At 66.1% G+C, this 24,239-nt stretch carries 26 protein-coding genes; 17 read left to right on the top strand and 9 right to left on the bottom strand.

The window, feature by feature from the left end; genetic code table 11:
- Nucleotides 1-38: 38 nt before the first annotated feature.
- Nucleotides 39-467: a carboxymuconolactone decarboxylase family protein gene (locus ACGFNJ_RS28835; RefSeq protein ID WP_393455379.1), complete on the top strand. Its 429-nt coding sequence runs from the start codon at nt 39-41 to the stop codon at nt 465-467.
- Nucleotides 468-476: 9 nt separating this feature from the next.
- Here ACGFNJ_RS28835 and ACGFNJ_RS28830 read toward each other — a convergent pair whose 3' ends face one another.
- Nucleotides 477-773 carry a hypothetical protein gene (locus ACGFNJ_RS28830; RefSeq protein ID WP_245746040.1) on the bottom strand — a complete coding sequence of 99 codons (297 nt, stop codon included), beginning with the start codon at nt 771-773 and terminating at the stop codon, nt 477-479.
- 80 nt (nt 774-853) lie between these two features.
- Here ACGFNJ_RS28830 and ACGFNJ_RS28825 point away from each other — a divergent pair, with 80 nt between their 5' ends.
- The 5 genes from ACGFNJ_RS28825 to ACGFNJ_RS28805 all read left to right on the top strand — a co-directional run bounded on the left by ACGFNJ_RS28825 (nt 854) and on the right by ACGFNJ_RS28805 (nt 7,068).
- On the top strand, nt 854-1,942 hold the full coding sequence (locus ACGFNJ_RS28825; RefSeq protein ID WP_393454817.1) for a winged helix DNA-binding domain-containing protein: 1,089 nt from the start codon (nt 854-856) through the stop codon (nt 1,940-1,942).
- Between the two features lie 305 nt (nt 1,943-2,247).
- Complete coding sequence (locus tag ACGFNJ_RS28820) at nt 2,248-3,438, top strand: glycosyltransferase family 4 protein (RefSeq protein ID WP_393454814.1); 1,191 nt, start codon at nt 2,248-2,250, stop codon at nt 3,436-3,438.
- A 2-nt stretch (nt 3,439-3,440) separates the two neighbouring features.
- Nucleotides 3,441-5,573 (top strand): glycogen debranching N-terminal domain-containing protein, encoded by a 2,133-nt coding sequence (locus tag ACGFNJ_RS28815; protein ID WP_393455376.1) that lies wholly within the window; start codon nt 3,441-3,443, stop codon nt 5,571-5,573.
- Between the two features lie 117 nt (nt 5,574-5,690).
- Nucleotides 5,691-5,873 carry a hypothetical protein gene (locus ACGFNJ_RS28810; protein ID WP_393454811.1) on the top strand — a complete coding sequence of 61 codons (183 nt, stop codon included), beginning with the start codon at nt 5,691-5,693 and terminating at the stop codon, nt 5,871-5,873.
- A gap of 136 nt (nt 5,874-6,009) precedes the next feature.
- Nucleotides 6,010-7,068, top strand: coding sequence for an NAD-dependent epimerase/dehydratase family protein (locus tag ACGFNJ_RS28805; RefSeq protein ID WP_393454808.1), 1,059 nt, complete (start codon nt 6,010-6,012; stop codon nt 7,066-7,068).
- Here the strand turns inward: ACGFNJ_RS28805 and ACGFNJ_RS28800 are convergent.
- Nucleotides 7,050-7,640, bottom strand: a complete 591-nt coding sequence (locus tag ACGFNJ_RS28800) for a TetR/AcrR family transcriptional regulator (protein ID WP_393454805.1) — start codon at nt 7,638-7,640, stop codon at nt 7,050-7,052. The two genes, ACGFNJ_RS28805 and ACGFNJ_RS28800, sit on opposite strands and share 19 nt — an antisense overlap.
- A gap of 78 nt (nt 7,641-7,718) precedes the next feature.
- Here ACGFNJ_RS28800 and ACGFNJ_RS28795 point away from each other — a divergent pair, with 78 nt between their 5' ends.
- A complete protein-coding gene (locus ACGFNJ_RS28795) occupies nt 7,719-8,177 on the top strand; it encodes a nitroreductase/quinone reductase family protein (RefSeq protein ID WP_393454802.1) in 459 nt (152 codons plus the stop codon).
- 167 nt (nt 8,178-8,344) lie between these two features.
- The gene (locus ACGFNJ_RS28790) at nt 8,345-9,226 is read left to right on the top strand and encodes an alpha/beta fold hydrolase (protein ID WP_393454799.1); all 882 of its coding nucleotides are present in this window, start codon (nt 8,345-8,347) and stop codon (nt 9,224-9,226) included.
- A gap of 18 nt (nt 9,227-9,244) precedes the next feature.
- On the opposite strand, the gene ACGFNJ_RS28785 is transcribed toward ACGFNJ_RS28790, so the two are convergent.
- The 3 genes from ACGFNJ_RS28785 to ACGFNJ_RS28775 form a co-directional block, all read right to left on the bottom strand.
- On the bottom strand, nt 9,245-9,940 hold the full coding sequence (locus ACGFNJ_RS28785; RefSeq protein WP_393454796.1) for a cation transporter: 696 nt from the start codon (nt 9,938-9,940) through the stop codon (nt 9,245-9,247).
- On the bottom strand, nt 9,940-10,269 hold the full coding sequence (locus ACGFNJ_RS28780; RefSeq protein WP_393454793.1) for an ArsR/SmtB family transcription factor: 330 nt from the start codon (nt 10,267-10,269) through the stop codon (nt 9,940-9,942). The genes ACGFNJ_RS28785 and ACGFNJ_RS28780 overlap by 1 nt, the downstream gene beginning before the upstream one ends.
- Nucleotides 10,270-10,420: 151 nt before the next feature.
- Nucleotides 10,421-12,853 carry an MMPL family transporter gene (locus ACGFNJ_RS28775; RefSeq protein WP_393454791.1) on the bottom strand — a complete coding sequence of 811 codons (2,433 nt, stop codon included), beginning with the start codon at nt 12,851-12,853 and terminating at the stop codon, nt 10,421-10,423.
- Between the two features lie 354 nt (nt 12,854-13,207).
- Between ACGFNJ_RS28775 and ACGFNJ_RS28770 the strand changes: the two genes are divergently transcribed.
- Entirely contained in the window at nt 13,208-14,659 is a 1,452-nt protein-coding gene (locus tag ACGFNJ_RS28770; RefSeq protein WP_393454789.1) for an HNH endonuclease signature motif containing protein, read from the top strand.
- A 161-nt stretch (nt 14,660-14,820) separates the two neighbouring features.
- On the opposite strand, the gene ACGFNJ_RS28765 is transcribed toward ACGFNJ_RS28770, so the two are convergent.
- From ACGFNJ_RS28765 to ACGFNJ_RS28750, 4 genes are all read right to left on the bottom strand, one after another.
- A complete protein-coding gene (locus ACGFNJ_RS28765) occupies nt 14,821-15,291 on the bottom strand; it encodes a DUF5958 family protein (protein WP_393454786.1) in 471 nt (156 codons plus the stop codon).
- Between the two features lie 267 nt (nt 15,292-15,558).
- The gene (locus ACGFNJ_RS28760; protein ID WP_393454783.1) at nt 15,559-16,584 is read right to left on the bottom strand and encodes a sensor histidine kinase; all 1,026 of its coding nucleotides are present in this window, start codon (nt 16,582-16,584) and stop codon (nt 15,559-15,561) included.
- Entirely contained in the window at nt 16,577-17,275 is a 699-nt protein-coding gene (locus ACGFNJ_RS28755) for a response regulator transcription factor (protein ID WP_393454780.1), read from the bottom strand. The genes ACGFNJ_RS28760 and ACGFNJ_RS28755 overlap by 8 nt, the downstream gene beginning before the upstream one ends.
- A 39-nt stretch (nt 17,276-17,314) precedes the next feature.
- The gene (locus ACGFNJ_RS28750; protein WP_393454777.1) at nt 17,315-18,655 is read right to left on the bottom strand and encodes a hypothetical protein; all 1,341 of its coding nucleotides are present in this window, start codon (nt 18,653-18,655) and stop codon (nt 17,315-17,317) included.
- A gap of 124 nt (nt 18,656-18,779) precedes the next feature.
- Between ACGFNJ_RS28750 and ACGFNJ_RS28745 the strand changes: the two genes are divergently transcribed.
- The 8 genes from ACGFNJ_RS28745 to ACGFNJ_RS28710 all read left to right on the top strand — a co-directional run bounded on the left by ACGFNJ_RS28745 (nt 18,780) and on the right by ACGFNJ_RS28710 (nt 24,237).
- A complete protein-coding gene (locus ACGFNJ_RS28745; protein ID WP_393454774.1) occupies nt 18,780-19,451 on the top strand; it encodes a glycosyltransferase family 2 protein in 672 nt (223 codons plus the stop codon).
- Nucleotides 19,448-20,128, top strand: coding sequence for a DUF2064 domain-containing protein (locus ACGFNJ_RS28740; protein WP_393454771.1), 681 nt, complete (start codon nt 19,448-19,450; stop codon nt 20,126-20,128). Before ACGFNJ_RS28745 ends, ACGFNJ_RS28740 begins: the two co-directional genes overlap by 4 nt.
- The gene (locus ACGFNJ_RS28735; RefSeq protein WP_393454768.1) at nt 20,125-20,790 is read left to right on the top strand and encodes a methyltransferase domain-containing protein; all 666 of its coding nucleotides are present in this window, start codon (nt 20,125-20,127) and stop codon (nt 20,788-20,790) included. The genes ACGFNJ_RS28740 and ACGFNJ_RS28735 overlap by 4 nt, the downstream gene beginning before the upstream one ends.
- Nucleotides 20,790-21,938: a molybdopterin-dependent oxidoreductase gene (locus ACGFNJ_RS28730; protein ID WP_393454765.1), complete on the top strand. Its 1,149-nt coding sequence runs from the start codon at nt 20,790-20,792 to the stop codon at nt 21,936-21,938. The genes ACGFNJ_RS28735 and ACGFNJ_RS28730 overlap by 1 nt, the downstream gene beginning before the upstream one ends.
- Nucleotides 21,935-22,381, top strand: coding sequence for a hypothetical protein (locus ACGFNJ_RS28725; RefSeq protein ID WP_393454762.1), 447 nt, complete (start codon nt 21,935-21,937; stop codon nt 22,379-22,381). The genes ACGFNJ_RS28730 and ACGFNJ_RS28725 overlap by 4 nt, the downstream gene beginning before the upstream one ends.
- A complete protein-coding gene (locus ACGFNJ_RS28720) occupies nt 22,378-23,082 on the top strand; it encodes a flavodoxin family protein (RefSeq protein ID WP_393454759.1) in 705 nt (234 codons plus the stop codon). Before ACGFNJ_RS28725 ends, ACGFNJ_RS28720 begins: the two co-directional genes overlap by 4 nt.
- A 182-nt stretch (nt 23,083-23,264) precedes the next feature.
- Nucleotides 23,265-23,753 (top strand): polyketide cyclase, encoded by a 489-nt coding sequence (locus ACGFNJ_RS28715; protein WP_393454752.1) that lies wholly within the window; start codon nt 23,265-23,267, stop codon nt 23,751-23,753.
- 55 nt (nt 23,754-23,808) lie between these two features.
- On the top strand, nt 23,809-24,237 hold the full coding sequence (locus tag ACGFNJ_RS28710) for a hypothetical protein (protein ID WP_393454749.1): 429 nt from the start codon (nt 23,809-23,811) through the stop codon (nt 24,235-24,237).
- The last annotated feature ends 2 nt before the right edge of the window (nt 24,238-24,239 follow it).

The raw sequence follows: 24,239 nt of genomic DNA, 5'->3' as shown, positions 1-24,239 counted from the left end.
TAGGAGAACATCGAGGAAAGGACGACAACGTGCCACGAATGAAGCTCGCGACGGTTGCTCCCGAGGTCTACAAGGCCTGGTTCGCGGCCGAGGCCGCCATCCGGCGCGGCCCGCTCGATCCGGTCATCCGTGAGCTGGTGAAGATCCGCGTCTCCCAGCAGAACGGCTGCGTGTACTGCATCGACCTGCATACCACCGATGCTCGGTTGGAGGGCGAGACCGAGAAGCGCATCTACCAGCTCAATGCCTGGCGGGAGTCGGCGCTCTACACCGAGCCCGAACGTGCGGCCCTCGCCTACGCCGACGCGGTGACGAAACTCGGCGAACACGGCGTCAGCGACGAGGTGTGGGCCGAGGTCGAGAAGCACTTCGACGAGGGTGCGGCGGCCGGTCTCGTCGCGGTCACCGCGATGGTCAACCTGTGGAACCGGATCGGTGTGCCGATGCAGATGCGGCCGGGTGACTGAGCGCCGGAGTCAGTTGTCCGGCGGGAGTATCGGCCGGGTGAAGTAGTCCTCGACCGGCAGCGGTCCGGTGTACCTGCGGCACGGGCACCGGACCCATTCCCACACCGAGGGCGCGACGGACCTGCGGATGTCGGTGTGGCATTCGCCTGCTTGCGGATCGTGCATGGCCAGATCGTGGCCGCAGCCGCACTGCGCGAGGCTCGCCGCCGACTTTCTGCCCGGCGCGCCGCGGTGGCCGTAGCGCCCGATCGCCCAGCCCGCGCCGACGATTCCGGCTCCGACGGCCAGGGTGATGGGATCGAACATGCGTCCATTGTACGTATACGTATGCGCGGATAACGCCGGACTGGCCCGAATTGTCGGTGCCATCGGCGAAGATAGCAGGTATGACGGAACTATCGCTGCGTGAGCTGAACCGAACCCTGCTGGTACGTCAGATGTTGGCGCAGCGGGTCGCGATGACACCGTTGGAATTGGTCCGGCATCTGGTCGCGGTACAGGGGCAGGAACCCAATTGGCCCTATGTCGGATTGTGGTCTCGGCTGCAGAGTTTCGAGCACGACCAGCTGGCCCGGTTGCTGCGGGAGCGAAAGCTGGTGCGCTCCACCATGATCCGCCGCACGGTGCACCTGGCCGACGCGGACGACTTCCGGTGGTTGCGCCCGACGGTCCGCCAGATCGTGCATTCCGCGCTGCAGGCGCCGTACTACCGTGACGAGATCGAGGGTGTCGATCTGGACGAGCTCGCCGTCGCGGGCCGAGAACTGTTGTCCGGCCAGATCATGTCGCGCACCGAGCTCGGAAACCTGCTCGCCGAGCGCTTTCCGGACCGGCTGCCGCGCAGGCTGGCCGAATCGGCGGAGCTGCTGGTGCCGATGGTGCACAGCCCGGTCACCGGCGCCTGGGGCAAATGGCGCAATCGCTCGGTGACCGTCGCCCTGGCCGACGAGTGGATGGGCGTGCCGATGGAGGCGGAGTCGCAGGCCGAGACCCTGGTGCTGCGCTACCTCGCCGCGTTCGGGCCCGCCACGGTCGCCGACATGCAGGCGTGGGCAGGCATCACCCGGCTCGCCGAGGTGGTCGACGACATGCGCGACAGCCTGAGGGTTTTCACCGATGATCAGCACCGGGTGCTGTTCGATCTGCCGGAAGCTCCGCTCGCCGACCCGAATCTCGCTGTGCCCGTGCGCTTCCTGCCCGCCTTCGACAATGCGCTGCTCGGCCACAAGGACCGGCGGCGGATCATCAGCGACGAGGATCGTCAGCGGATCGCCAGGGAGGCGTCGGCGGGTGTGGCGATGTACCTGGTGGACGGCTTCGTGCACGGGCGGTGGACGTTGGACGACAGCACCATTCGGGTGACCCCGTGGCACCCGTTCGACGCCGCCGACGAGGCGGAGGTGCGCGCCGAGGCGGAGCGGATGCTTCCTTTCGTGGTCCCCGGGCAGGACGGAAAGATCGTCATCGAAGGCTGAACCGGGGCGTCCACCCCCGTAGACATAGTCGGGTAGGGCCGCAAAGGCGGCCCTGATCGGCCGATCACGGCTATCGATCAGTTACATACTCCAGTCCATGGTTTGGCGCCGCCGCGTAGAGGTACATCACAGGCGGCCCCCCTGCTCACATTCCCCACGTGACCAGGCCGATAAGCCCGATGGACGGCGGTGTGACTGAGCTCCACCTCCGCTGCGGCGGCCACCAGTTCGAGTTCGGCGCCCCGCACCCCGGTGTGCTGGGTGGATGCGAGTGCTAACCGGTTGTGCCCCTTGGAAGGAGGGTCATGAGTGCGTTACCCGTGCCGACTTCGGCGCAGAAAGCCACATCCGATCTCCTGTCGATCGACCACGTCGGTACCCGATTCCGGATCGCGATGGTCGTTCCGCCGTATTTCGATGTGCCGCCCAAGGCTTACGGCGGTGTCGAGGCTGTCGTCGCCGACCTGGTCGACGCGCTGGTGGCCAGAGGCCACGAGGTGACCCTGCTCGGCGCGGGGGAACCGGGGACGAAGGCGAAATTCGTTCCGCTGTGGGATCGTACGGTGCCCGAGCGGCTCGGCGAGCCGTTCCCCGAGGTGATGCACGCGCTGCGGGTACGGCGCGCGATCCAGGAACTCGCCGCGACCGGCAGCATCGATCTGGTGCACGAGCACACCTTCGCCGGACCGCTCAACGCGCCCGTGTACCAGGGCCTCGGCCTGCCGACGGTGCTCACCGTGCACGGCCCGGTCGAGGACGATTCCTATGAGTACTACCGGGAATTGGGCGACGAGGTTGCGCTGGTGGCGATCAGCGACCGGCAGCAGGAACTGGCCCCCGATTTGAATTGGGCAGGGCGGGTGCATAATGCTCTGCGCACCGAGGAGTGGCCGTTCCGCACCGACAAGGACGACTACGCGCTGTTCCTCGGCCGGTTCAACGAGTGCAAGGCGCCGCATCTGGCGCTCGAGGCCGCGCATGCTGCCGGCATGCCGCTCGTGCTGGCCGGCAAGTGCAGCGAGCCGCCCGAACTGAAATATTTCGACGAGCAGGTGCGTCCACTGCTCACCGAGAACGACCACGTGTTCGGGCTCGCCGACGCGACCGCCAAGCGGAAGTTGTTGGCGGGCGCGAAATGTCTGCTGTTCCCGATCCGCTGGGAGGAACCGTTCGGCATGGTGATGATCGAGTCCATGGTGTGTGGCACACCGGTGGTCGCGCTGCGCGGCGGTGCGGTGGCCGAGGTGGTCGTCGATGGTGTGACCGGTCGGGTCTGTGACGACCCAGCGCAATTGGCCGCCGCCATCGCCGAGGTCCAGACGATGGATCCGGCCGCGTGCCGCGCCCACGTCGAGGCGAACTTCGGCGCCGACCCGCTCGGCCGCGGCTACGAGCAGATCTATCACAAGTTGATGCGGCGGCGGAAGCGGCCCGACTATCGGTGGCGCACCAGCGAATCCGTCCGGTTGCCGCTCGCCGCCAGCGGACTCGCGTGACGGTGGACGTCACCGCCGCACTGAGCCCTGCCCCGTTGAATTCGGGTGAGCCAACCGGATTCGGCGGGGCGGGCGCGGTCACCCTGGTCGAGGGCGGCACCTTCTGCCTGTCGAACCGGCTCGGCGATGTCGAGCCAGGGCGGCCGCACGGCTTGTTCTTCCGGGACGCGCGGGTCGTGTCCCGCTGGGAACTGCTGGTGGATGGCTGTCCGCCCGAACCACTTTCGGTGCTCAGCCCCGAGGCCTTCGCCGCCAGATTCGTGTTGCGAAGACCGCCGTCGGCAGGCTTGGCCGACAGCACCCTGCTCGTGCTGCGCGAACGCGTCATCGCCGACGGCATGCACGAGCTGCTCACGCTGGAGAACATGGGCCGCGAACCCACCGCGGTCACGCTGGAATTGCATGTCGACGCCGATTTCGTCGACCTGTTCGCGGTCAAGGAAGGACGTGTCGGACATGGCAGAGCCGAGGTGGCGGTCACCGATGGCGAACTGCTGTTTCATGATCGGACCGACCGGATGCGCGGGCTCTCGGTCTCGGCGACGGTCGAACCCGTCGTCCTGCCTGGCACGTTGATGTGGCGGGTGGTGGTGCCGGTGGGCGGTAGCTGGCAGACCGAAATCATCGCCCAGCCGACGCTGGGCAATCAGCGGTTCCAGGCGCCGCTGGCTCCGGGGGAGCATTACGGGGTCAGCGCGCCGGGACGCAAGATCGAAGCGTGGCGGCACACCGCCACCGACATCGCGGCCTCGCATCCCGAGCTGTCGCAGGTGTTGCGCCGCACCGAAAGTGACCTGGGCGCCTTGCAGATTCACGACGAGACGGGGGAGAGCAGGCCGTTCGTCGCCGCAGGCGCGCCATGGTTCATGACCTTGTTCGGGCGCGACAGTCTGCTGACCGCGTGGATGGCGCTGCCGCTAGAGGTCGACCTCGCGGTCGGCACGCTGCAGCAGCTCGCCGAGTTGCAGGGACAGTGCGTCGATCCGCTCACCGAGGAGGAGCCGGGGCGCATCATGCACGAGATGCGGCGCGGACCGGCGGGTGGGCAGGTGCTCGGCGGCAACATCTACTACGGAACCGCCGATGCGACACCGCTTTTCGTGATGCTGCTGGCCGAATGTCATCGCTGGGGCGCGGATCCGGCGGTCATCGAACGGCTGCTGCCCGCAGCCGATGCCGCACTGCGCTGGATCCGCGACTACGGCGACCGGGACGGTGACGGGTTCGTCGAATACCAGCGGGCCACCGACCGTGGACTGGTCAATCAAGGCTGGAAGGACAGCTTCGACGGCGTCAACGACAGCGGCGGGCATCTCGCCGAGGCGCCGATCGCGCTGTGCGAGGTGCAGGGTTACGTGCATGCGGCGTTGCTCGCCCGCGCCGAGCTGGCCGACGCCTTCGACGACGCGCGGCTGGCGAGCAAGCTGCGCGATCAGGCCGCTGAGCTGCGCATCAAGTTCGCCGAGCAGTTCTGGCTTCCGGAAAAGGGCTGGTATGCCGTCGCTCTCGACCGCGGCAAGCGGAAAGTCGATGCGCTGACCAGCAATCCGGCGCACTGCCTGTGGTCGGGGATCGCCACCGACGAGCACGCCGCCGAGTTGGTGCAGCGGCTGTCCGGGCCGGAGATGGACTCCGGCTTCGGGTTACGCACCCTGTCCTCGGCGATGGGCGCCTACAACCCGATGAGCTACCACTGCGGCTCGGTGTGGCCGCACGACACGGCGATCGCGGTGGCCGGGCTGCTTCGCTACCGGCAGGTGCCGGGGGCGGTCGAGCTGGCCGGTCGGCTCGCGAACGGATTGCTCGACGCCGCAGCGGTTTTCGACGGCAGGCTGCCCGAGCTGTACTGCGGGTTCCCGCGCTCGCGGTTCCCGGCGCCCGTGCCGTATCCGACGTCCTGCTCGCCGCAGGCGTGGGCGAGCGCGGCACCGCTGCTGCTGGTGCGCTCGTTCCTCGGCCTCGAGCCGGACGTGCCTGCGCGCACCCTCACCGTGCGTCCGCTGGTGCCGCCGCACTGGGGTCGAATCACGTTGTCCGCGTTGCGGCTCGGCCCGATCACCGTCGACCTCGAGGTGGAAGGCGCCACCGTGACCGCGGCCAGGCTGCCTGACGACTGGCAGCTGATCACCAGATGACGATCATGGCGTGAGCGAAGCTGAATCGGGTACTACGCACACGCAGAAGCATTTCGGCAAGGAAGCACTGTGGCAAGCCGCTCGGATCGAATAGACCACGCAGGCTGGAGGTGCACGATGCAGACATCGTCGGATATGCGGGACCTGTGGAACGCTCACCACCGCGACTGCACGATCGACCCGATGGATCTCGACATGGAACTAGCGCAGTTCGTCCGCAGCACGCACGCGGGCCACGGGCCGGGCTGCCAGCAATATCTGGCGGCTTCGGCCTACTGCTTCGGGCACGCCGGCGGCTGACCGGTCTGTGGCAACCATGACGAAAGTCTGACGCTGCGGCGTTGCTGGTGCTCGAGCGGGCGTTGAGCAGGCACGATCGTCCCATGACAGCAACGATCGGGCAGATCAGTGCCGAGCCGGGACGGCGGGAGTGCGCATGCGGGTGCTGCTGACCGGGGCCGCCGGATTCATCGGGTCCCATATTCGCCGTGATCTGCTCGCCGCAGGGCACGAGGTGATTGCCGTCGACCTGATGCTGCCTGCGGCGCACGGGCCCGGTGCGCCGGTGCCCGAGGGGATCCGTCAGGTAGACGTGCGCGACGGGGCGGCGCTGGATGCGTTGCTGCACGGGGTCGATGTTGTCTGCCACCAGGCCGCGGTCGTCGGCGCCGGAGTGAGCGCACAGGACGCGCCTGCCTATGCGAGCCACAACGATTTCGGCACCGCGGTGCTGCTGGCGGCAATGGACCGAACTCGGTGCCGTCGCTTGGTGCTTGCCTCCTCGATGGTGGTGTACGGCGAGGGTCGCTACCGAGGCGAGCGGTGTGGCACGGTCGATGTGGGTGTTCGTCGCCGCGAAGATCTCGACGCCGGGATGTTCGAGCACCGCGACCCGGCCTCCGATGAGGTGCTGGCCTGGGAGTCGGTCGGCGAGGACGTGCCGTTGCGGCCCCGAAGCCTCTACGCGGCAAGCAAACTCGCGCAGGAGAACTATGCCTCGGCATGGGCGGCAGTGACCGGCTCCAGCGTCACCGCGCTGCGCTATCACAACGTCTACGGCGACGATATGCCAAGAGACACTCCGTATTCCGGTGTCGCGGCGATCTTCCGGTCTGCCCTGGAATCCGGTCAACCACCGCAGGTGTTCGAGGATGGCAGGCAGACAAGGGATTTCGTGCATGTCACCGACATCGCCGCTGCCAACGTCGCCGCCGTCGAACAGCCGCTGCCCGGGTTTCTTCCGCTCAACATCTCCTCCGGCCGCCCGATCACCATCGGTGAGGTCGCCGCGGCACTCGCCGCCGCTCGCGGCGGACCGGAGCCCGTCGTCACCGGCCGCTACCGTGCAGGCGACGTCCGTCATATCGTCGCCGACCCCGACCGGGCAAGGCGCACCTTGGGTTTCGTCGCGCAGGTGGATCCGATCGCCGGTCTCACCCAGTTCGCCTTCGCGCCGCTGCGTGACTCCGTAGGTGTCTACGCGCCGACGTTGTGAGCGTCGAGGTCGATAACGCTCGCGAATGCGCGCAGACACAGCTCGGTGAGTTCGGCGCGTGAAATAGTTTGGGACTGCATCCATTCCACGCAGACGGCACGTCCGAACACCAGCCAACCGTGCACGGCGATGGCGGCGATCTCGCGGGCGTGCCCTTCGAGGCCGAGTTTGTCGAGGATGCGGGCGCCGACGGTGCTCAGTTCGGCGGCGATGATCGCTTGGATCGCCGGATCTCCAGCCAGCGCACCGCGATTCACCGTCATGGCGTCGCGCGGGTTGTCGACGAAGTACTGGATGTGCGCCTCGATGGCCGTCGTCAGCTGCTCCTCGAGCGGGCGGTCGTCGTCGAGTCCGGTGCTGGCGAGCAGGCGGTCGCTGGCACGTTGGAAGATCGCCGCGTAGAAGTCTCGCTTGTTCGGGAAGTAGTGGTACATCAGGCCGCGGGTGACGCCTGCCTGGTCGGCGACGTCCTCCATCAGCACGTCTTCGTACGGTCTTGCGGCGAACAGGGCGGCGCCGATGTCGAGCAGTTGATCGCGTCGTTGCGCTGGACTCAGCCGTCGTCGTGCCATCTCTGCAACTTACTTGACACATGTACAACAGTGCGTACCGTCGTTGTTGTACACACGTAAAATAATGAAGGACTCGGCATGACGACGACGGTTGCTCCGCCCACTGTTCCCGGCTATGTGAACTGGTTCGTGACAAGGCTGCTGCGGTCGCCGCTGCATCGGGTGATGAGCGGGAACACGATGTTGCTGACCGTCACCGGACGGAAGAGCGGCAGGCGGTACGTCGTCGTGGTTCGCTACGTCCGCGTCGGTGCGGTCGTCACGTGCTTCACGGACAGCAAGTGGTGGATCAACCTGCGTGGGGGAGCTCCGGTCGAGATGTTGATCGGCGGACGAACGGTGTCCGGGATCGCGACCGCGGTCGAGGATCGTGCGCTCGTGGTGGCGGGGCTGTCCGAGTTCCTGCATGTGACGCCCGGGGATTCGAAGTACTACGGTGTGCGCCGCGATGCCGACGGCTCGCCGAATCTCGACGATATTCGTGGTGCCGGCGAGTACGCCACCATGATCCGGATCGAGGACGCTGCCGCTCGCTGATCGGAACCCTTGTCCTGCAACGGATTGAGGCAGAGGACTCGGGATGTCGCGAGCAGCGTCACTGCGTGGTGGCTGTTCGGCGTCGGCGGCTCGCATGGCATCGATCACCCCTGCCTTGACGGGCCAAGGTATTTACTCTTACCTTGGAGGTCCAAGGTAAGGGGGAAATGATGAACGGAAGAACCACGATTCCGTCGATGACCGACCTGGCGGCGGCGCTGGGGGTCCAGATTCACAACGCGACACCACCGCGCGACGTCTTCTACTCGCGCCCGGGCTGCCGGTTGCACGGACTCGACTGGGGTGGATCAGGTCCCGAGGTGCTGCTGCTGCACGGTGGCAGATTGACCGCGCACACTTGGGATTTCGTTTGTCTCGGCCTGCGCGGCGATGCGCGGCTCGTCGCGCTCGACCTGCGCGGCCACGGTGACAGCGGCTGGTCCGACGACTATCGGATCGCCACCATGGCCGACGACGTCGTCGCCGCGGCAGACCATCTCGGCTTCGACCGGGTGCGGCTGGTCGGCATGTCGCTCGGCGGTCTGGTCGCGGCCCGTGTCGCCGAGGTGTATCCGGATCGTGTCGAGCGGCTGGTGCTTGTCGACGTCGCGACCGGCGCCGACTTCGAGAGCACCAAGCGGATGCGGGACTTCATCCTCGGGCTCGGTCCCGTCGGCGAACTCGATTCGGTGGTGGACGGCGCGCTGCAGGTCAGCCCACTGGCCGATCGCGCTGTCGTCACCTATCGGATGAGCAAGCTGTTTCGCCTTGGGGCAGACGGTGCTTGGGTGCCGCGGGCCGATCCGCGCACGCCCGACTTTCCCGCGCTGCTCGCCGCCATCGAGCTGTTCGCGGAACAGCTCGCCGGCCTGCCGGTGCTGCTCGTGCGCGGCGGGCGGAGCAAGGTGCTCCCGCAATCCGCCGCCGAGCGTCTGGTCGAGCGGCTACCCGACGGGGAACTGGTGGTGGTGCCGGACGCGGGACACAATGTGCAGGAAGACAATCCGGCGGATCTGGTCACCGCGCTGCGCGTCTTTCTGGCTCGCTGAGCTCGGTCGTTGCATTGCTCAGTCGCAGCAAGCACATTCCGGATCAGCCGCGCCGATGGCAGGTGTGGCACAGCATGTTTCGCCTCGCCACGCGTTGATGCCCTCCCTGACCGCAATGGCGGCAATGACCAACGCGGCGAGCGGATCAGCCCACGACCAGCCGAACGCGCTGTTGAGCAGCAACCCGATCAGCAGGACCGCCGACAGGTAGGTGCACAGCAAGGTCTGCTTGGAGTCGGCGACCGCGGAGGCGGACCCGAGCTCCCGTCCGGCCCGCCGTTGCGCCGCCGACAGCACCGGCATCACCGCCAAACTCGCTGCGGCCAAGGCGATGCCGATCGGGGAGTGCTGTGCTTCTGCCGCGCCGAGCAGGCCGCGGACCGAATCGGCGGTGACGTAAACGGCCAACGCGAAGAACGAGAACGCGATGATCCGCAGCGCGACCTTCTCCCGCGCCGCGGGATCGCGGCCGGCGAATTGCCAGGCCACCGCCGCCGCCGAGGACACTTCGATCACCGAGTCGAGCCCGAAGCCGATCAGCGCCGTCGACGAAACGCGAGCGCCCTCGCTGAGTGCGACGACCGCCTCGATCACGTTGTAGGAGATGGTCGCTGCGACGAACCATCGAATCCGGCGCGCCAACACGGCCCGCCGCTCCGTAGTTGGCCCCGCCGTGATCGATCCGAACGAAGGGATGCCCAGCGGCGCGGACATCAGCAGCACCCTTCCGAATCGGCGGCCGGGCAGCACGCCGGATCGACCGCCAATACGAGGCCGAGCAGATCGTCGAGTGCATGTCCGATGCGTACGTCGGCCAGTTCGTACCGGCTTCGGCGGCCCTCTGGTACGGCGACCACCAGCCCGCAGCCGCGAAGGCAGGCAAGGTGATTCGACAGAATCTGTCGCGAGACGCCGATCTGGTCAGCCAGGTCCGAGGGGTACCCCGGTGCATTGCGCAAGCTCAGCAGGATCTGTGTACGCGTCGGATCTGACAGCGCATGCCCGAACCGGGCCAACGCGTCCCTGTGTATCACTGTCTCCACGTCGTGACGGTACATCAAAATCTGTATACATGAAACCCTGAACAATACTGGGCTCTGCCCTTATGGATCGGCCAGTGAACAAGATCGCGATTTGTGCCCACTTCTTTGCCGGCCGCGTTTGCTTCCCACGCCTGCCCAGCTGATTTGTGCGTCACCGCGTGATGGGTCGCGTCGGAGCGTCGGCATTGTCGTCTCGTATCGTGCGCGGCGGCCGTGGTTGTCGCGGCAATCCGGGGAGGCTGGTCGGGGCTTGTTGCGGTGAGGGGAGGCCGGTCGGGGCTGGTTGCGGTGAGGGACTCTGAGTAACGTTGTGCCCCTTGCCTGGTCGATTGTCCTCGAGTGCCGTGATCTGCTCGGTCACCGGATCGGTGATCGGTGTGGTCTTCACCAGATCGGTGACCGCCCCGCTCGGGTGTTCGTGCGCCAGAATGGGTTCACCGAGGCCGATCTTCTGTTGGATCTTTGTCATCCACCCCGGCGCCCACCAGCAGTCGTCGCCGAGCAGCTTCATCGTCGCGGGCACCAAGAGCATGCGCAGCACGGTCGCGTCGATGAACAGTGCGGCGATCATGCCGTAGGCGATGTACTGCATCATCACCAGCTTCGAGAACGCGAACGCGCCGGTGACCACCAGCAGGATCAGCGCGGCGGCGGTGATGATGCGGCCGGTGTGCGCGGTGCCGATCCGCACCGCCTCCGTGGTGGACGCTCCGGCGGCGCGTGCCTCCACCATCCGCGACATCAGGAAGACCTCGTAGTCGGTGGACAGGCCGTAGATGATCGCGATGATCAGCACCAGCACGTTCGCCTGAATCGGCTGCGGGGTGAAGTTCAGCAGCCCCGCGCCGTGGCCGTCGAGGAAGATCCACGTGAGGATGCCCAAGGTGGAGCCGAGGCCGAGGGCGCTCATCAATGCGGCTTTGATCGGCAGTACGAGCGAGCCGAACGTCAGGAACATCAGCAGCGTGGTGAGCAACAGGACCACCGCCACCATCACCGGGATGCGGATGAGCAAGGCGTCGATGCTGTCCTTCTGCAGCACCGGGATGCCGCCGACCAGCATGGTAACCCCATCTGGCAGCTCGATCGAGCGTAGATAGTCGACCGTTGCGCCCGCGTCGTTGAGGTTCACCAGGCTGGCCGACGTGCGGTGGATGTCGCGTCGTGCCTGCGGATCGTCCGGCCTTTTCGGCGGCTCGAACTGAGTTTTGAGACCGGGTGCGTCGTTGGCTTGCTTCAACACCGACCCGATGGCAACGGTGTCGTCGGAGACGAAGATCAACTGGATCGGGTCGGATCTGCGCAGCGGGAACAAAGTGTCGATCTGTTCCTTCGCCAGTCGGACCGGATCATCTGGCGGCAGGTACTTTTCGCTGAACCCGCCGAAGACCAGGTTCTTGACCGGCAAGATCAGTAGCAACAGCACGACGCACAGCGAGATGCTGATCTTCAGCGGATGTTTCATCACCCACACCGGAAACCGGCCCCAGAAGCCGTTCTCGACTTCCTCTGCGCTCTTCGTCCTGCGGAATCGTCTGAGCCCCAGCGCATCCACCCGTTTGCCGAGGACGGCGAGCATCGCAGGCAAGATGGTGATCGCGGTCAGCGCCGCCAGCGTCACCGTCGTAATCGCGCCGTAGGCCATGGATTTGAGGAAGCCCTGCGGGAAAAGCAGCATGCCGCCGAGGCTGGCGATGATCATCGTCGCGGAGAACACCACCGTGCGGCCTGCGGTCATCACCGTGCGGCGCACCGCGGCAGGGGTGGCGTAGCCCTCGGCGACCTCTTCCCGGAACCGGCTCACGATGAACAACCCGTAATCGATGGCGAGCCCGAGGCCGATCATCGTCACCACCGACGAGACGAACGAATTCACCTCGGTGAAGGTGGTGAAGATGCGCATGATCCCCATGGCGCCGAGCATCGTCAGTCCGCCGATGGCCAGTGGCAGTGCGGCAGCGACGATACCGCCGAAGATGAAGAACAGGAGCACACCCACCGCGGGTAACGCGATGGCCTCCATGCGCCGAAGATCCTGGGCCATGGTGTCATTCAGCGAGCCTGCGATCGGCTGTAGGCCGCTGACTCGGACGTCGACGTCAGGGATGCGGAAGACGTTCTGGACCTTGCGGTAGTTGCGGACCATCTCGGTGTCGGTGTTACCGCGAATGGCGATCAGCGCGATGGCATGCTTTTTGTCTTTGGTCGCCGCCGCGGCACCGCTCACCTTGCCGGTTTCGGTCCGCCAATACGCGGCGTTGATACCCGCGATCTGGTCGGGGTGGTCGCGCGGCAGGGCATTGAGGTTGTCGACGATCCTGCGGCTGAATTCGGGATCGTCGACGGTTTTGCCCTCGGGAGCGGTGTACAGGACGGCGACGTCCACGCTGTGGTCACGACCGAACGCCTCATCTGCGAGTTGGCCTGCGACGGACGACTCCGAGTTCGGGTCGAACAGACCGCCGGAGCTGAGGTGGTCCTCCAGCCCGAATCCGTAGGCGCCCAACGTTAGTAGTCCTGCTACTGCGATGCCGATGACTGCGAAGCGCAATCGATGGACAACCGTTCCCCACCACGTGAACACCCTTAGAACTCCCCATTTCCGGACGTCTGGAACGCATTGGGTAATCGTGGTGCCCAGACATCAGCGGATCCGAGTGGCGAATCCCGTGTACTGCCGGGCCGACGGCCAAGGTGCTGCGTCCTTTCACATCCCGCGAGTATGCCTGCGTCGCCGTCATTTTCCGATCATGGCTGGTTGCCGGACCAGCTGGAGACGTGATGATCGTGCGATGAGAGCTCGGTGAGGGGCCTGGCGAGGGGCCGTTGGTCGGTGAGTTGCGTGGTGTCGAGGCTGTCGTTGACTGCCAGACTGCCAATCTTCGGGTATGTGCTAAAGCTGCTGGTAGTGGATGGTTTTCGCGGGTAGGCTTCGAACATGTCTTCGAGTAGCGTGGCTGTCGCTGATCCCGGTGTGGAGGCGGCGTTGTGCGCGCTGGAGGCCGGGCTCGATCGACTCAGTACGGTGCGCACTGATGGGTTGTCGAATCCGGATCGGTTGATCGTGATGCAGCGGTTGGAGACTGTCGTGCGCGCGCTGCCGGGTGTGGGGTTGGAGCTGGTCGCGCAATTGCTCGATCAGTGGAGCAACAACGATTTCGCCACTCACAGCGCGATCGACACCCTCGCCGACGGCCTGCGTATCAGCCCCGCTGAAGCCCGGGCTCGCTGGCGCGCGGCCGCTGATCTCGCGCACCGCTACGGCCTCGACGGTGAAGTCCTCGATCCGGTGATGCCCGCTACCGCCGCAGCCCAACGGGAAGGGGTGATCGGGGGTGCGCATGTGAAGGTGTTGCGGGATTTCGTCGAGCATCTGCCGTCGTGTGTGGATACGGTGACTCGTGATCAGGCTGAGGCTGAGTTGGCGGGGCATGCCAGGGTTTTGCGGCCTGATCAGTTGCGTCAGGTGGCTGATCGGTTGGATGCGATCCTCAACCCCGATGGGGTGTTCACTCCGAGTGATCGGGAGCGGCGTCGTGGGTTCATCCTGGGTCGTCAGGGCCCGGATTTGATGAGTAAGTGCACGTTGGTGGCGGATCCGGAGTTGCGTGCGTATTTGGAGGCGGTGTTCGCCAAGTACGCCAAGCCTGGTGCCTGTAATCCTGAGGATGTGGTGCGTCATGTCGATGACGAACCCGATCCTGATGCGGCCGAACGGGATTTGCGTTCCGGGCCGCAACGTCAGCATGATGCGGTCAAGGCGGTGTTTCGGGCGATGCTGGCCTCCGGGCAGCTCGGACACCACCGTGGCCTGCCAGTCTCAGTCGTGGTGTCGATGGGCTTGGCCGAGCTCGAAAACGCTGTCGAAGAGGTCCAACACAGCCCCGACCATCATGAACTGCGTGCTTCCGGCCCACCTGTGGTCACCGGTGGCGGGAGTCTGCTGCCGATCCACGACGCCATCCGCATGGCCGCCCACGCACGCCACTACCTCGCCCTGTTCGATGACACCGACGGCCGCCCTCTCTACCTCGGTCGTGCCAAACGCATCGCCACCGCCGATCAGCGGATCGTCCTGCACGCCAAAGACATCGGTTGCAGCTACCCCGGCTGCTCGAAACCGGGTTACCTGTGCCAAACCCACCACCGCACCGACTGGGCCGCCGACGGCAACACCGATGCCGACGAGCTCACCTTCGTCTGTGAACCCCACCACCAGCTCGCCACCTCAGGCCGGTGGGCCACCACCGCTACCCCGACCCACCACCGCACACCCGGCCGTACTCAGTGGATCCCACCCACCCACATCGACCCCCACCGCAAACCCCGAATCAACCACTACCACCACCCCAGCGAATACCTCACCCTCCAAGGCGACCCCGACGGGTGACACCAACACCTCGACGGGTGACACCGCCAGGGGCGCGACCCGAACTGGGCAGACCACCACGACTGCCCAGCAATCGAACCTGCCCCAGTCCCGCCTGAATAGGCTTGGCAGTCCTAGCCTTTCATCCTGAAGACCCCCACCGTGAGGAGCTTGCCGCCCGATCACTTCTCGGTGGCTGTTCCGATCTCCCAGCCAGGCCCCAACTGGTGCCAAATGTGACTGCACCCATCGACGCAGTACCGTGCACGCCTGCGCTCGTCCGCGACACCAAGCAACGCGACAAGCAAACGGAATGCTTTGATTCGCTCGTCATGAGGCAGGTTGATGATCTTCTGCAGCTGCACGTTCAACTGCCCGCGTGTGATGAGCACCGCCGGTGTGTGGGTCGGTCGTATGCCGGACCGTCTGATGCTCTCCACCCCATCGTCAACAGTTGCGTGCGCCTGACGGCAGTGCTCGGCCAGGTAGTGCAGAACATCGAATTGTTCATCGTCAGCAAGACTTTCGAACCACCCCACACCCTCCGACATGGGCCGCAGCTCCTGCGCGAGCCCGTTCAGAATGGTGTCGCGCGCGTTCATGGTCCACTGACGACCAACCGAGCCGCCACTTTCCGCGGGTTCGTCCCCCACGACTGCCTCCTCCGCTCGGATGGAACCGTTCAGTGTCCCATGTGAGCGCAGCTGAGCATCGCGAAATATGTTCTGGTGCAACATCTTGATCAAGTGCGGCCTGGCCGCCCGTCACCGTGCACCCGTCTGCCCGGCTGAGATACTCCGACTTCTCACAGAGTCCGCGGCTCGAGCACCAGTATCAGCCTGCGGTCCACTATCTGCCATGGGCTCGATTCGTTCCAGAAGGGTTCGTGCCAAGGATGTATGGCGCTGGGTCCAGCAGATTCAGTTGTCCGACAACGGAAGCCGGACTTCGAATCGTGCCCCTGAGTCCCGGTTCTGCACGGTGATGTCGCCATGGTGCGCCGCAACCAGCCCGGCGGCGATCGCCAAACCCATGCCACTGCCTGTCGGTACGCCGTCGGCGGCCACCGGAGACCGCGCCGCGGTCCCGCGATAGGCAACTTCGAAGATGCGTGGCAAGTCCTCTTCGGAGATGCCAGGACCGGTGTCGTCCACCCGAGCCCAGGCTTGCCCGTCAGCCGCACCCGCAGAGATCGCGACCTCACCACCTGGCGGTGTGTGCGCGATGGCGTTGGACACCAGATTGGTGAGCACCCGGCTGAGCGCCTGATCGCTTGCGGCGACAACGATTCGGGTGTCGGGTTGTTCGGCACGCAGGGCGACTTTCGCGCGTTCCGCAGTGGGCCGGTTGGCGGCAAGCACTTCATCGATGAGTTCACGAAGGTCGACGGGTTCGAGGTCGAGCCGCAGCGCACCCGCATTGATTTTCGACATTTCGAACAGGTCATCGACCATCCGGGACAGCCGGTTGGTCTCGCAGCCGATCTGCTCGGCATACCGTGCGACATCCTCGGCCCCACTGACAACCCCATCCGACAGCGCTTCGGCCATCGCGCGGATCCCCGCGAGCGGAGTGCGCAGATCGTGGCTGACCCAGGCGACAAGCTCGCGCCGCGACTGCTCCGCGGCCCGCTCTTGCTCACGGATCTGCTTCTCCCAAACAGTCTTTCGCGCCTGCTCCCGTCCAAGCACGATCGCCGCAGGAACCGTGACCGCTGCGACGACGGCGAGCACAACGGCGTTGCGTTGCAGCTCGTGGGTGAACATCAGCCCGCTGACCCCGATGATCCCCGCCAACGTCGACAGCGTCGGAATCAGCACCAGCACAGCCATACTCGTGGTGAGCGACCGATTGCTGGTGGCACGCAGGATCAACGCGCCGATCAGTACCACCGGCACCGAGCAGGCGAGCGAGTAGGCGATGAGCTGGGTGGTGTCCTCAGGCATCGGTGGCTCCGTTCCCGGTGCGTGCCCACGCGTAGCCACGCCCCCACACCGTTTCGATGCGGTGCCGCTCGCCGAGCTTGGCGCGTAATCGCTTGATGTGCACGGTCACCGTGGACAGGTCACCGAAATCCCAGCCCCACACCTGGGCGAGCAACTGCTCCCTGCTGAACACCTGCTGCGGGTGTTGCAGCAGGAAGACCAACAGATCGAACTCGCGCGGGGTGAGGTCGACGGGTGTGCCGTCGACCAGTGCCAGCCGGAATGCGGGCCGCACCTCGACGCCGCCGTCGCGCAACACCGGCGCGTCGCTGTCCCGCACTGTTTTGGTGCGCCGCAGCACCGAGGCAACCCGCAGCGCGAGTTCTCGTGGGCTGAACGGCTTGGTGACGTAATCGTCGGCGCCCGCCTCCAATCCGAGGACCCGATCGTCCTCGTCGCCGAGCGCGGTGAGCAGGATGACCGGCAGTTCCGGCCGTGGCCCTGAGCGGATCGCCCGGCAGATCTCGATGCCGTCGGGCGCGGGCATCATCACGTCGAGCACGGCCAGCTCGATCTCGTCGCCGAGATCGGTGAGCGCCGCCATTGTGCTTGGCCCGTCGTCGGTTTCCCGCACCGTCATACCGTCCCGCTCGAGATAGCGGCGCACCACCTCTCGGACGAGAGGATCGTCATCGGCGATGAGAACGGTCATCCTCGCACCTCGACTAGCAGCAATGCACAACTCATAGCGTCACCAATTCGTCAGGATCAGATGGACGAGCACGAGAGTGCCGATCGCTTGCACAGCAAGCCACACCCGGACGGTTGACCTGGGCAGGAACGCGGTCGCGGCGAGTATCCATATGTCGAAAGGTAACCAGATCCGTTCGGTTTCGGCCTTGCTCAGCCCGCTCACGTCCGCGGCCAGCACAGCAAGTATCCCGGCCGCGACCAACAAGGCGGTCGGATCGAGGGCTCGCAGGAGGCGCGGTGACAGCGCACGCGACAGCGCTGCCGCGGTCGCGAGCCCGACCACGCAGACCGTCGCCGCCAGATTGCCCCACCACCAGTACGCGTAGGGGCGATCGCTGGCAATGCCCTGGTAGTAGCGCTGCACCACTAGGTGATACCCGTCGAGCCACCAGAATCCGGACACGGTGAAGGCGGCGGCGACCGCGAGCCCGCCTGCAATCATCGGCAACAGCGGCCGGACGGTGCGGCCCTCGATCAGCACCGCTGCCGCAGGGATCGCCAGCAACGCCAACCCGTAGCTGAGATACATGCCGAACCCGAACAGCACCCCTGAAACGATCGCGGCCAGATGATTGCCCGCAGGCCGGGCGGCAATGGCGAGCAACGCGATCGCCCACGCGGTGACACCGGCGAACATCGCGTCCGCCGAGACCGCGATCCAGATCGCGGCCGGCGCCAGCGTGAGAAACGGCAACGCGGCCCGCGCCCGCTCCTCGGCGCCGAGCGCCCGCAGCGTCACCGCCACCGCGGCGACCGCGCTGGTGCCGATCAGCATGCAGGCCAACCCGGCCCACGCACCGCCGCCGAGGCCGATCCGGTCCAGCAGCACGAAGAACAGCAACGCACCCGGCGGATGCCCTGACACGTGCGTCGTCCACGAGTCCGGCTCGAAATCTAGTATGCGCGAAGAGAATTCGCGCACCATCGCGGCGATGTCGGTGACGCCGCCGACCTCGTACAGGTACTCGTTGGAGTCGGTGAGCCGGTCGGTGAACCCGCGCGCCCAGCCGTCGACCATGGCGAGCGTGAACGCCCAGGCGATCGCCGTGCCCCACGCGGTCGCCAGCAGCGGCCGCCACGACATCCGCTGCGCGAGCGGCGGGCCTTGTACGACGACGAGAATCGCGATGACGATCGCGGGGACGGTGCCCCAGCCCACATGCGGCAGCCACACCCCGAAGATCGGCGCGGCACCTGCGTACAGCTTGCTGCGCCATTGTTCGCTGGCAATTCGCGGTACCGCGAAGGCTGTCAGCACCAGCGCGGCGGCGATGCCTGCGCCGATGATCTCGCCGCGGCGGACCCGCGGCGAGGTCGCGACCTCGGAAACGTCATGCACGACTATCACCCTAAGACGGGCGGTGAACTATTACCGCAGTTCCTGAGGCATTTCCGAACGATGTCACTGTTTCGTCACAGGTTTTTCGGCCGTTCTGCGGGCCCGACGGCCTACCGTCTGGATCGTGACTCGAACCCACGTTGATCCGGACGGAGTGACCGTGGTTATTCCGTGCCGAGACGAAGCTGATGCGTTGCCGAATGTCCTGGCGGCCATCCCGGCCGGCTACCAGGCCTTGGTCGTCGACAACGGTTCCATCGACGCAACCGCCGCCGTCGCCCGCGGCCGCGGTGCGATCGTGGTGCGCGAAGACCGTCCGGGGTACGGCGCCGCCGTGCAAGCGGGCATCGACGCGGCCCGCACCGAGTTGATCGCGGTGCTCGACGGTGACGGATCGATGGATCCGGCCGAACTGCCCGAGCTCGTTGAATTGGTCCGTAGCGGAGCCGATCTCGCGGTCGGGCGGCGGCGGCCGACCACGGCAGGCGTCTGGCCGTGGCACGCGCGGCTCGGCAACCTTCTCGTCGCCCGCAGGCTGCGGCGGAAATACGGACTGCCGGTGCACGATATCGCCGCGATGCGGGTCGGCAGGCGGGCACGGATCCAGTCGCTCGGGCCGTTACATCTGCGTTCGGGGTATCCGCTCGAGCTGCTCGTCGCGGCGGCGCGGGCAGGCTGGCAGGTGGTCGAGCGGGATATCGCGTATCGACCGCGCGCCGGTGGAGTGTCGAAGGTGTCCGGCTCGTGGCTCGGCACGCTGCGTGCCACCAAGGACTTTCTGGCGGTGCTGCGATGAGTGGTTGTGCGACAACACTGTTGGTGATCGCGAAGGCGCCGATCGCCGGATTCGCCAAGACCCGGCTGTCCCCGCCGCTGACGTCGCGGGAAGCGGCGCAGGTCGCGGCGGCGGCACTGCTGGATACGCTCGACTCGGTGCTGCGTAGCGATGTCGCCCACCGGGTGGTCGCCTTCACCGGTGACCTGGCGGCGGCCGAGTCCAGCAGCGAAATTGCCAGGGCGCTCCGCCATTTCGACGTAATCCCACAGCGCGGCATCGACTTCGGCGCGCGCCTGGCCAACGCGCACGCCGACGCCGGACGCCTCGGTGTGCCGGTGCTCCAGATCGGAATGGACACACCGCAGCTCGGCCCCGACGTATTGAACACGGCCGCTGCCGAACTCGCCGCAGACGATGCCGCGCTGCTCGGTCCGGCCGACGACGGCGGCTGGTGGGCGCTCGGCCTGCCGACACCACAACCGGCCAGGGTCCTTGCCTCCGTGCCGATGTCGACCGACCGAACCGGTGAGCTGACACGGGAGGCGTTGCAGCACTGCGGTTGTCGGGTGCGCTCGCTGCCCCGCTTCAGTGATGTGGACACCTACGCCGACGCGCAGCGCGTCGCCGCGGAATCCGACGGACGTTTCGCGGCGATCATGCACGAGTTGACCCGTGACGGATTGGTATTGCGATGAGCGGCAAAGGCTTCGACGTCTTCGAACGCGCGTTGGCGGGTGAGCGCTGCTGGGTGCGCACGAGCAACGGCAACCGGCAGCCGGTGCCGACCGACCGCTGGCTCGGCGTGACGGGTGGTGTCGACCACCGTGCCGACACCGCACTGATCTGCTGCTGTGACGGACCGACCGTGGATCTGGGTTGTGGGCCGGGACGGTTGACCGCGGCGCTGCTGCAGCGTGGCGTGCCTGCCCTGGGCGTGGATGTCTCGCCGATGGCGGTCGCCATCAGCAGGTTTCGTGGTGCTCCCGCCTTGCACCGAGATCTGTTCGGGCCCTTGCCCGGTGTGGGCCGGTGGTCGTATGCGCTGCTGGCCGACGGCAACATCGGCATCGGCGGTGATCCGGAACGCATCCTCGCGCGCACCGGTGACTTGCTCGCCCCCGACGGGCTCGCGATCGTCGAATTCGACCGTCCCGGTACCGGTTCGGTCACCAGGCAGATCCGGCTGGAGTCACCGTCCCGCATCGGATCGTGGTTTCCGTGGGCCCGCGTCGGGATCGAACACGCGGACCGACTGGCCGCCGCGACCGGGTTCCACGTGCTCACCACCGCCGAAGTAGCAGGCCGATACATTGCGTGGTTGCGGCGAGACGGCAGCGCCTTCCGGGCGGTGGCGTGATGAGCGTGCGCGAGACCGATATGGCAGAGCGCGTGCGTGTCTCGACTGCGCGCGGACCCGAGGTCGCCAGCCGGGTGGGGATCGTGCTCGGCGTTGCGATCCTGATCTGCTTCTGCACCGGACTGCTCAGCCACTGGATTCAGCACCCGCCCAGCTGGTTCTGGTGGCCCGCGCATCCGGTGTGGCTGTACCGGGTGACCCAGGGCGCGCATGTGATCTCCGGTGTGGCGGCGATCCCGCTCTTGCTGGTGAAGCTGTGGGCGGTCTACCCGAAGTTGTTCCAGCGGCCGTTGATCGGCTCGCCGTTGCGTGCGCTCGAGCGTGGTTCGATCGCGCTTCTCGTCGGGGCGATCCTGTTCGAGTTGGTCACCGGACTGCTGAATATCGCGCAGTACTACCCGTGGAACTTCTTCTTCCCCACCGCGCATTACGCGATGGCCTACGTGGCGGTGGGCGCGTTGGCGGTGCACCTGGCGGTGAAGTTGCCGGTGATCCGGGACGCGTTGAGCCGCCCCCTCGAGCCTGCGAAATCCGCCGATGCGGTTGGTAGAAGGCATGTTTCGCGGCGGGCTGTGCTCACCGCCGCCTGGGTGTCGGCCGGGGCCGCGTCGCTGGTGGTGGCTGGGCAGACAGTGCCGTTCCTGCGCTGGGCCGCAGTTCTGGCGCCGCGGAGTGGTGAAGGGCCGCAAGGGCTTCCGGTCAATCGGTCAGCCAGGGCCGCTGGCGTTGTCGATCGTGCTCGTGATCTCGCCTATCGCCTCACGGTCGTGGTCGGCGACCGCAAGCGCCAGTTCACCAGGGACGAGTTGCTCGCCATGCCCCAGACGCATGCGCGACTCCCCATCGCCTGCGTAGAAGGATGGAGCGCCTCCGCCGAATGGACCGGTGTGCGGCTGCGCGATCTGCTTGCCGCGGTCGGCGCATACCCCGGCAGTGACGTGCTGTTCCGTTCGCTCGAGACCAGCGGCATCTACAGCAGCTCCGTTCTCCCGCAACGGCACGCGGTCGACGCGGAGACGCTCGTCGCACTGTCGTTGAACGGCGAGACGCTCGACATCGACCACGGCTACCCCTGCCGGCTGATCGCGCCGAGCCGACCCGGCGTGCTACAAACCAAATGGCTGTCGACGATCGAGGTGCTGCCATGACCACGATCCGAATCCTGCTGGTACTGGCCGGAATCTGGTTCGGCTGGTACGGGATCGGCCTGCTGCTCGACTTCCCACGAGCCGACCTGATCTCCATCGCGCTCTGGTTCGGCGGTGCGATCCTGCTGCACGACGCGATCTTCGCGCCGCTGTCCGCCCTCGTCGGCGTCACCGCACGTCGCATCCTGCCCGGATCGTGGTGGGGACTCGCCGCCTGTGGCGCCGTCTGCACCGTCGCGCTCGTGCTGATCGCCGCTCCGGTGCTCGGCCGCGGCCACGCCATGCCGGACAACCCGACCGTGCTCGACCGAAACTATCCACTCGGCCTCACCGTCACGATCACACTGATCTGGGTGCTGGTCGCCGTCACCGCCGCAACCAGATTCCGCCGCACCCGGACATCGACCTCGCCCGACACCGCCACACCGAGGAGCACACCATGACCACCTACGACGATCTGCGCGCACTGTTCATCAACTGCACGCTCAAGCGCTCGCCGGAGGTGAGCAACACCCAGGGCCTCGTCGACATCAGCGCCCGGATCATGGAGAAGAACGGCGTCACCGTCTCCCACATCCGCGCGGTCGACCACGACATCGCCTTCGGCGTCTGGCCCGACATGACCGAACACGGCTGGCCAACGGACGAGTGGCCCGCATTGCAGCGCCAAGTCATGGATGCCGACATCCTCGTCATCGCGGGACCGATCTGGTTGGGCGACAACAGCTCTGTCACCAAACAGGTCATCGAACGGCTCTACGCGAACTCGTCCATCCTCAACGAGCGCGGGCAATATGCGTACTACGGCCGCGTCGGTGGTTGTCTCATCACCGGCAACGAAGACGGTGTGAAGCACTGCGCCATGAACATTCTCTACAGCCTGCAGCACCTCGGCTACACCATTCCGCCGCAGGCCGATGCGGGGTGGATCGGTGAGGCAGGGCCGGGGCCGTCCTACCTGGATCCCGGCTCCGGTGGGCCCGACAACGACTTCACCAACCGCAACACCACGTTCATGACCTGGAACCTTATGCACCTCGCTCGAATGCTGAAGGACACCAACGGGATCCCCGCGCACGGGAACCAGCGATCGGAGTGGGACGCGGGATGTCGGTTCGACTTCGAGAACCCGGAATACCGGTAGTTCGGTCCGCGGTCGAGAGCCGCATCGTCACAACGCAATCCGCCACAAGACAGCTATTGTCCGACTGCTCGAGGCAATAGCTTCGCTACCGGACCGATGAGTTTCGCCGGGTCGCGTCATCTGCATGGAGAGAATGTTCTTCCGTGCCTGCGGGAGGGCCGAGATCACTAGGAGTGCGGATCGTGTCCGAAGAAACTGTGAGTGTCGCGTTGATCGTCGCCGTGCCCGCCGCCAGGGTGTTCGCCGTGCTGGCCGATCCGACGACCCATTCCGCGATCGACGGGACCGGTTGGGTGCAGGACGCTGTCGACCAGGAGCCGTTGACCGAGGTGGGGCAGATCTTCCGGATCGACATGTATCACCCGAACCATCCCGACGGTCACTACCGGATGGCCAACAAGGTGCTGGTGCTCGATGCGCCGCGCGCCATCGGTTGGCTGCCAGGTCAGGAGAAGGGCGACGACGATCACCTCGAATTCGGTGGCTGGACTTGGCATTACGACTTGGTGCCGGTCGGTCCGTCCGAGACCGAGGTCACGCTCACCTACGACTGGTCTGCGGTGCCGCAGTACATCAGGGAGTACATCCAGTTCCCGCCGTTCGGTCTCGAACATCTCACCAACTCGCTGCAGCACCTGGCCGAGCTGGCCGCAGCGACGTCACAAGCCTGAACGTCGGGGCGGCAATATCGACGGCCGTCCTTCGCCGGATACGTACCATTCGACGGTGAGCGATCAACTTCTGGCGCAAGCGCATCGGTTTCTGGACTGGGCACGGGACCGCGGCGCTCGCCTGGACGGCACCGACGACAGCGTCTTCTTCCTCCAGGGAGTCATCGAATCGATGGCCGAGGACGACGACGAGGAACCTGCTTTCCGCGCGATCAAGCTACTGGCGTACTCCGTCTACCTCGCCGAGCTGTTGGCCGATACCTGCACGGACGTTCGCTGCGTCGTCGAGGCCGAAGGGACGCGTCTCGACGCCGTCAACGCGGTACAAGCCGGTGGCGCAACCCAGTTCACGTTGAACTGGCTGCACAATTGTCTGAACGACCACGACGCCGACAACCTGGCCTTCAAGTACGCGGGCGCACTGCAAGATTTCGGCGAACACGACCGAGCCCAAGCCCTCTATGCACTGCTCGTCGACGACTGACC

Source organism: Nocardia sp. NPDC049149 (genome assembly GCF_043197455.1).
Lineage (GTDB): Bacteria > Actinomycetota > Actinomycetes > Mycobacteriales > Mycobacteriaceae > Nocardia.
The sequence above is the reverse complement of the archived record's forward strand: the minus strand, read 5'-3'. Positions and strand labels throughout refer to the sequence as shown.

Coding starts and splice junctions, on each gene's coding strand:
- ACGFNJ_RS28835 (WP_393455379.1), top strand. CDS start 39: ATGAAGCTCGCGACGGTTGCTCCCGAGGTCTACAAGGCCTGGTTCGCG.
- ACGFNJ_RS28830 (WP_245746040.1), bottom strand. CDS start 773: ATGTTCGATCCCATCACCCTGGCCGTCGGAGCCGGAATCGTCGGCGCG.
- ACGFNJ_RS28825 (WP_393454817.1), top strand. CDS start 854: ATGACGGAACTATCGCTGCGTGAGCTGAACCGAACCCTGCTGGTACGT.
- ACGFNJ_RS28820 (WP_393454814.1), top strand. CDS start 2,248: ATGAGTGCGTTACCCGTGCCGACTTCGGCGCAGAAAGCCACATCCGAT.
- ACGFNJ_RS28810 (WP_393454811.1), top strand. CDS start 5,691: ATGCAGACATCGTCGGATATGCGGGACCTGTGGAACGCTCACCACCGC.
- ACGFNJ_RS28805 (WP_393454808.1), top strand. CDS start 6,010: ATGCGGGTGCTGCTGACCGGGGCCGCCGGATTCATCGGGTCCCATATT.
- ACGFNJ_RS28800 (WP_393454805.1), bottom strand. CDS start 7,640: ATGGCACGACGACGGCTGAGTCCAGCGCAACGACGCGATCAACTGCTC.
- ACGFNJ_RS28795 (WP_393454802.1), top strand. CDS start 7,719: ATGACGACGACGGTTGCTCCGCCCACTGTTCCCGGCTATGTGAACTGG.
- ACGFNJ_RS28790 (WP_393454799.1), top strand. CDS start 8,345: ATGATGAACGGAAGAACCACGATTCCGTCGATGACCGACCTGGCGGCG.
- ACGFNJ_RS28785 (WP_393454796.1), bottom strand. CDS start 9,940: ATGTCCGCGCCGCTGGGCATCCCTTCGTTCGGATCGATCACGGCGGGG.
- ACGFNJ_RS28770 (WP_393454789.1), top strand. CDS start 13,208: ATGTCTTCGAGTAGCGTGGCTGTCGCTGATCCCGGTGTGGAGGCGGCG.
- ACGFNJ_RS28760 (WP_393454783.1), bottom strand. CDS start 16,584: ATGCCTGAGGACACCACCCAGCTCATCGCCTACTCGCTCGCCTGCTCG.
- ACGFNJ_RS28755 (WP_393454780.1), bottom strand. CDS start 17,275: ATGACCGTTCTCATCGCCGATGACGATCCTCTCGTCCGAGAGGTGGTG.
- ACGFNJ_RS28740 (WP_393454771.1), top strand. CDS start 19,448: ATGAGTGGTTGTGCGACAACACTGTTGGTGATCGCGAAGGCGCCGATC.
- ACGFNJ_RS28735 (WP_393454768.1), top strand. CDS start 20,125: ATGAGCGGCAAAGGCTTCGACGTCTTCGAACGCGCGTTGGCGGGTGAG.
- ACGFNJ_RS28730 (WP_393454765.1), top strand. CDS start 20,790: ATGAGCGTGCGCGAGACCGATATGGCAGAGCGCGTGCGTGTCTCGACT.
- ACGFNJ_RS28725 (WP_393454762.1), top strand. CDS start 21,935: ATGACCACGATCCGAATCCTGCTGGTACTGGCCGGAATCTGGTTCGGC.
- ACGFNJ_RS28720 (WP_393454759.1), top strand. CDS start 22,378: ATGACCACCTACGACGATCTGCGCGCACTGTTCATCAACTGCACGCTC.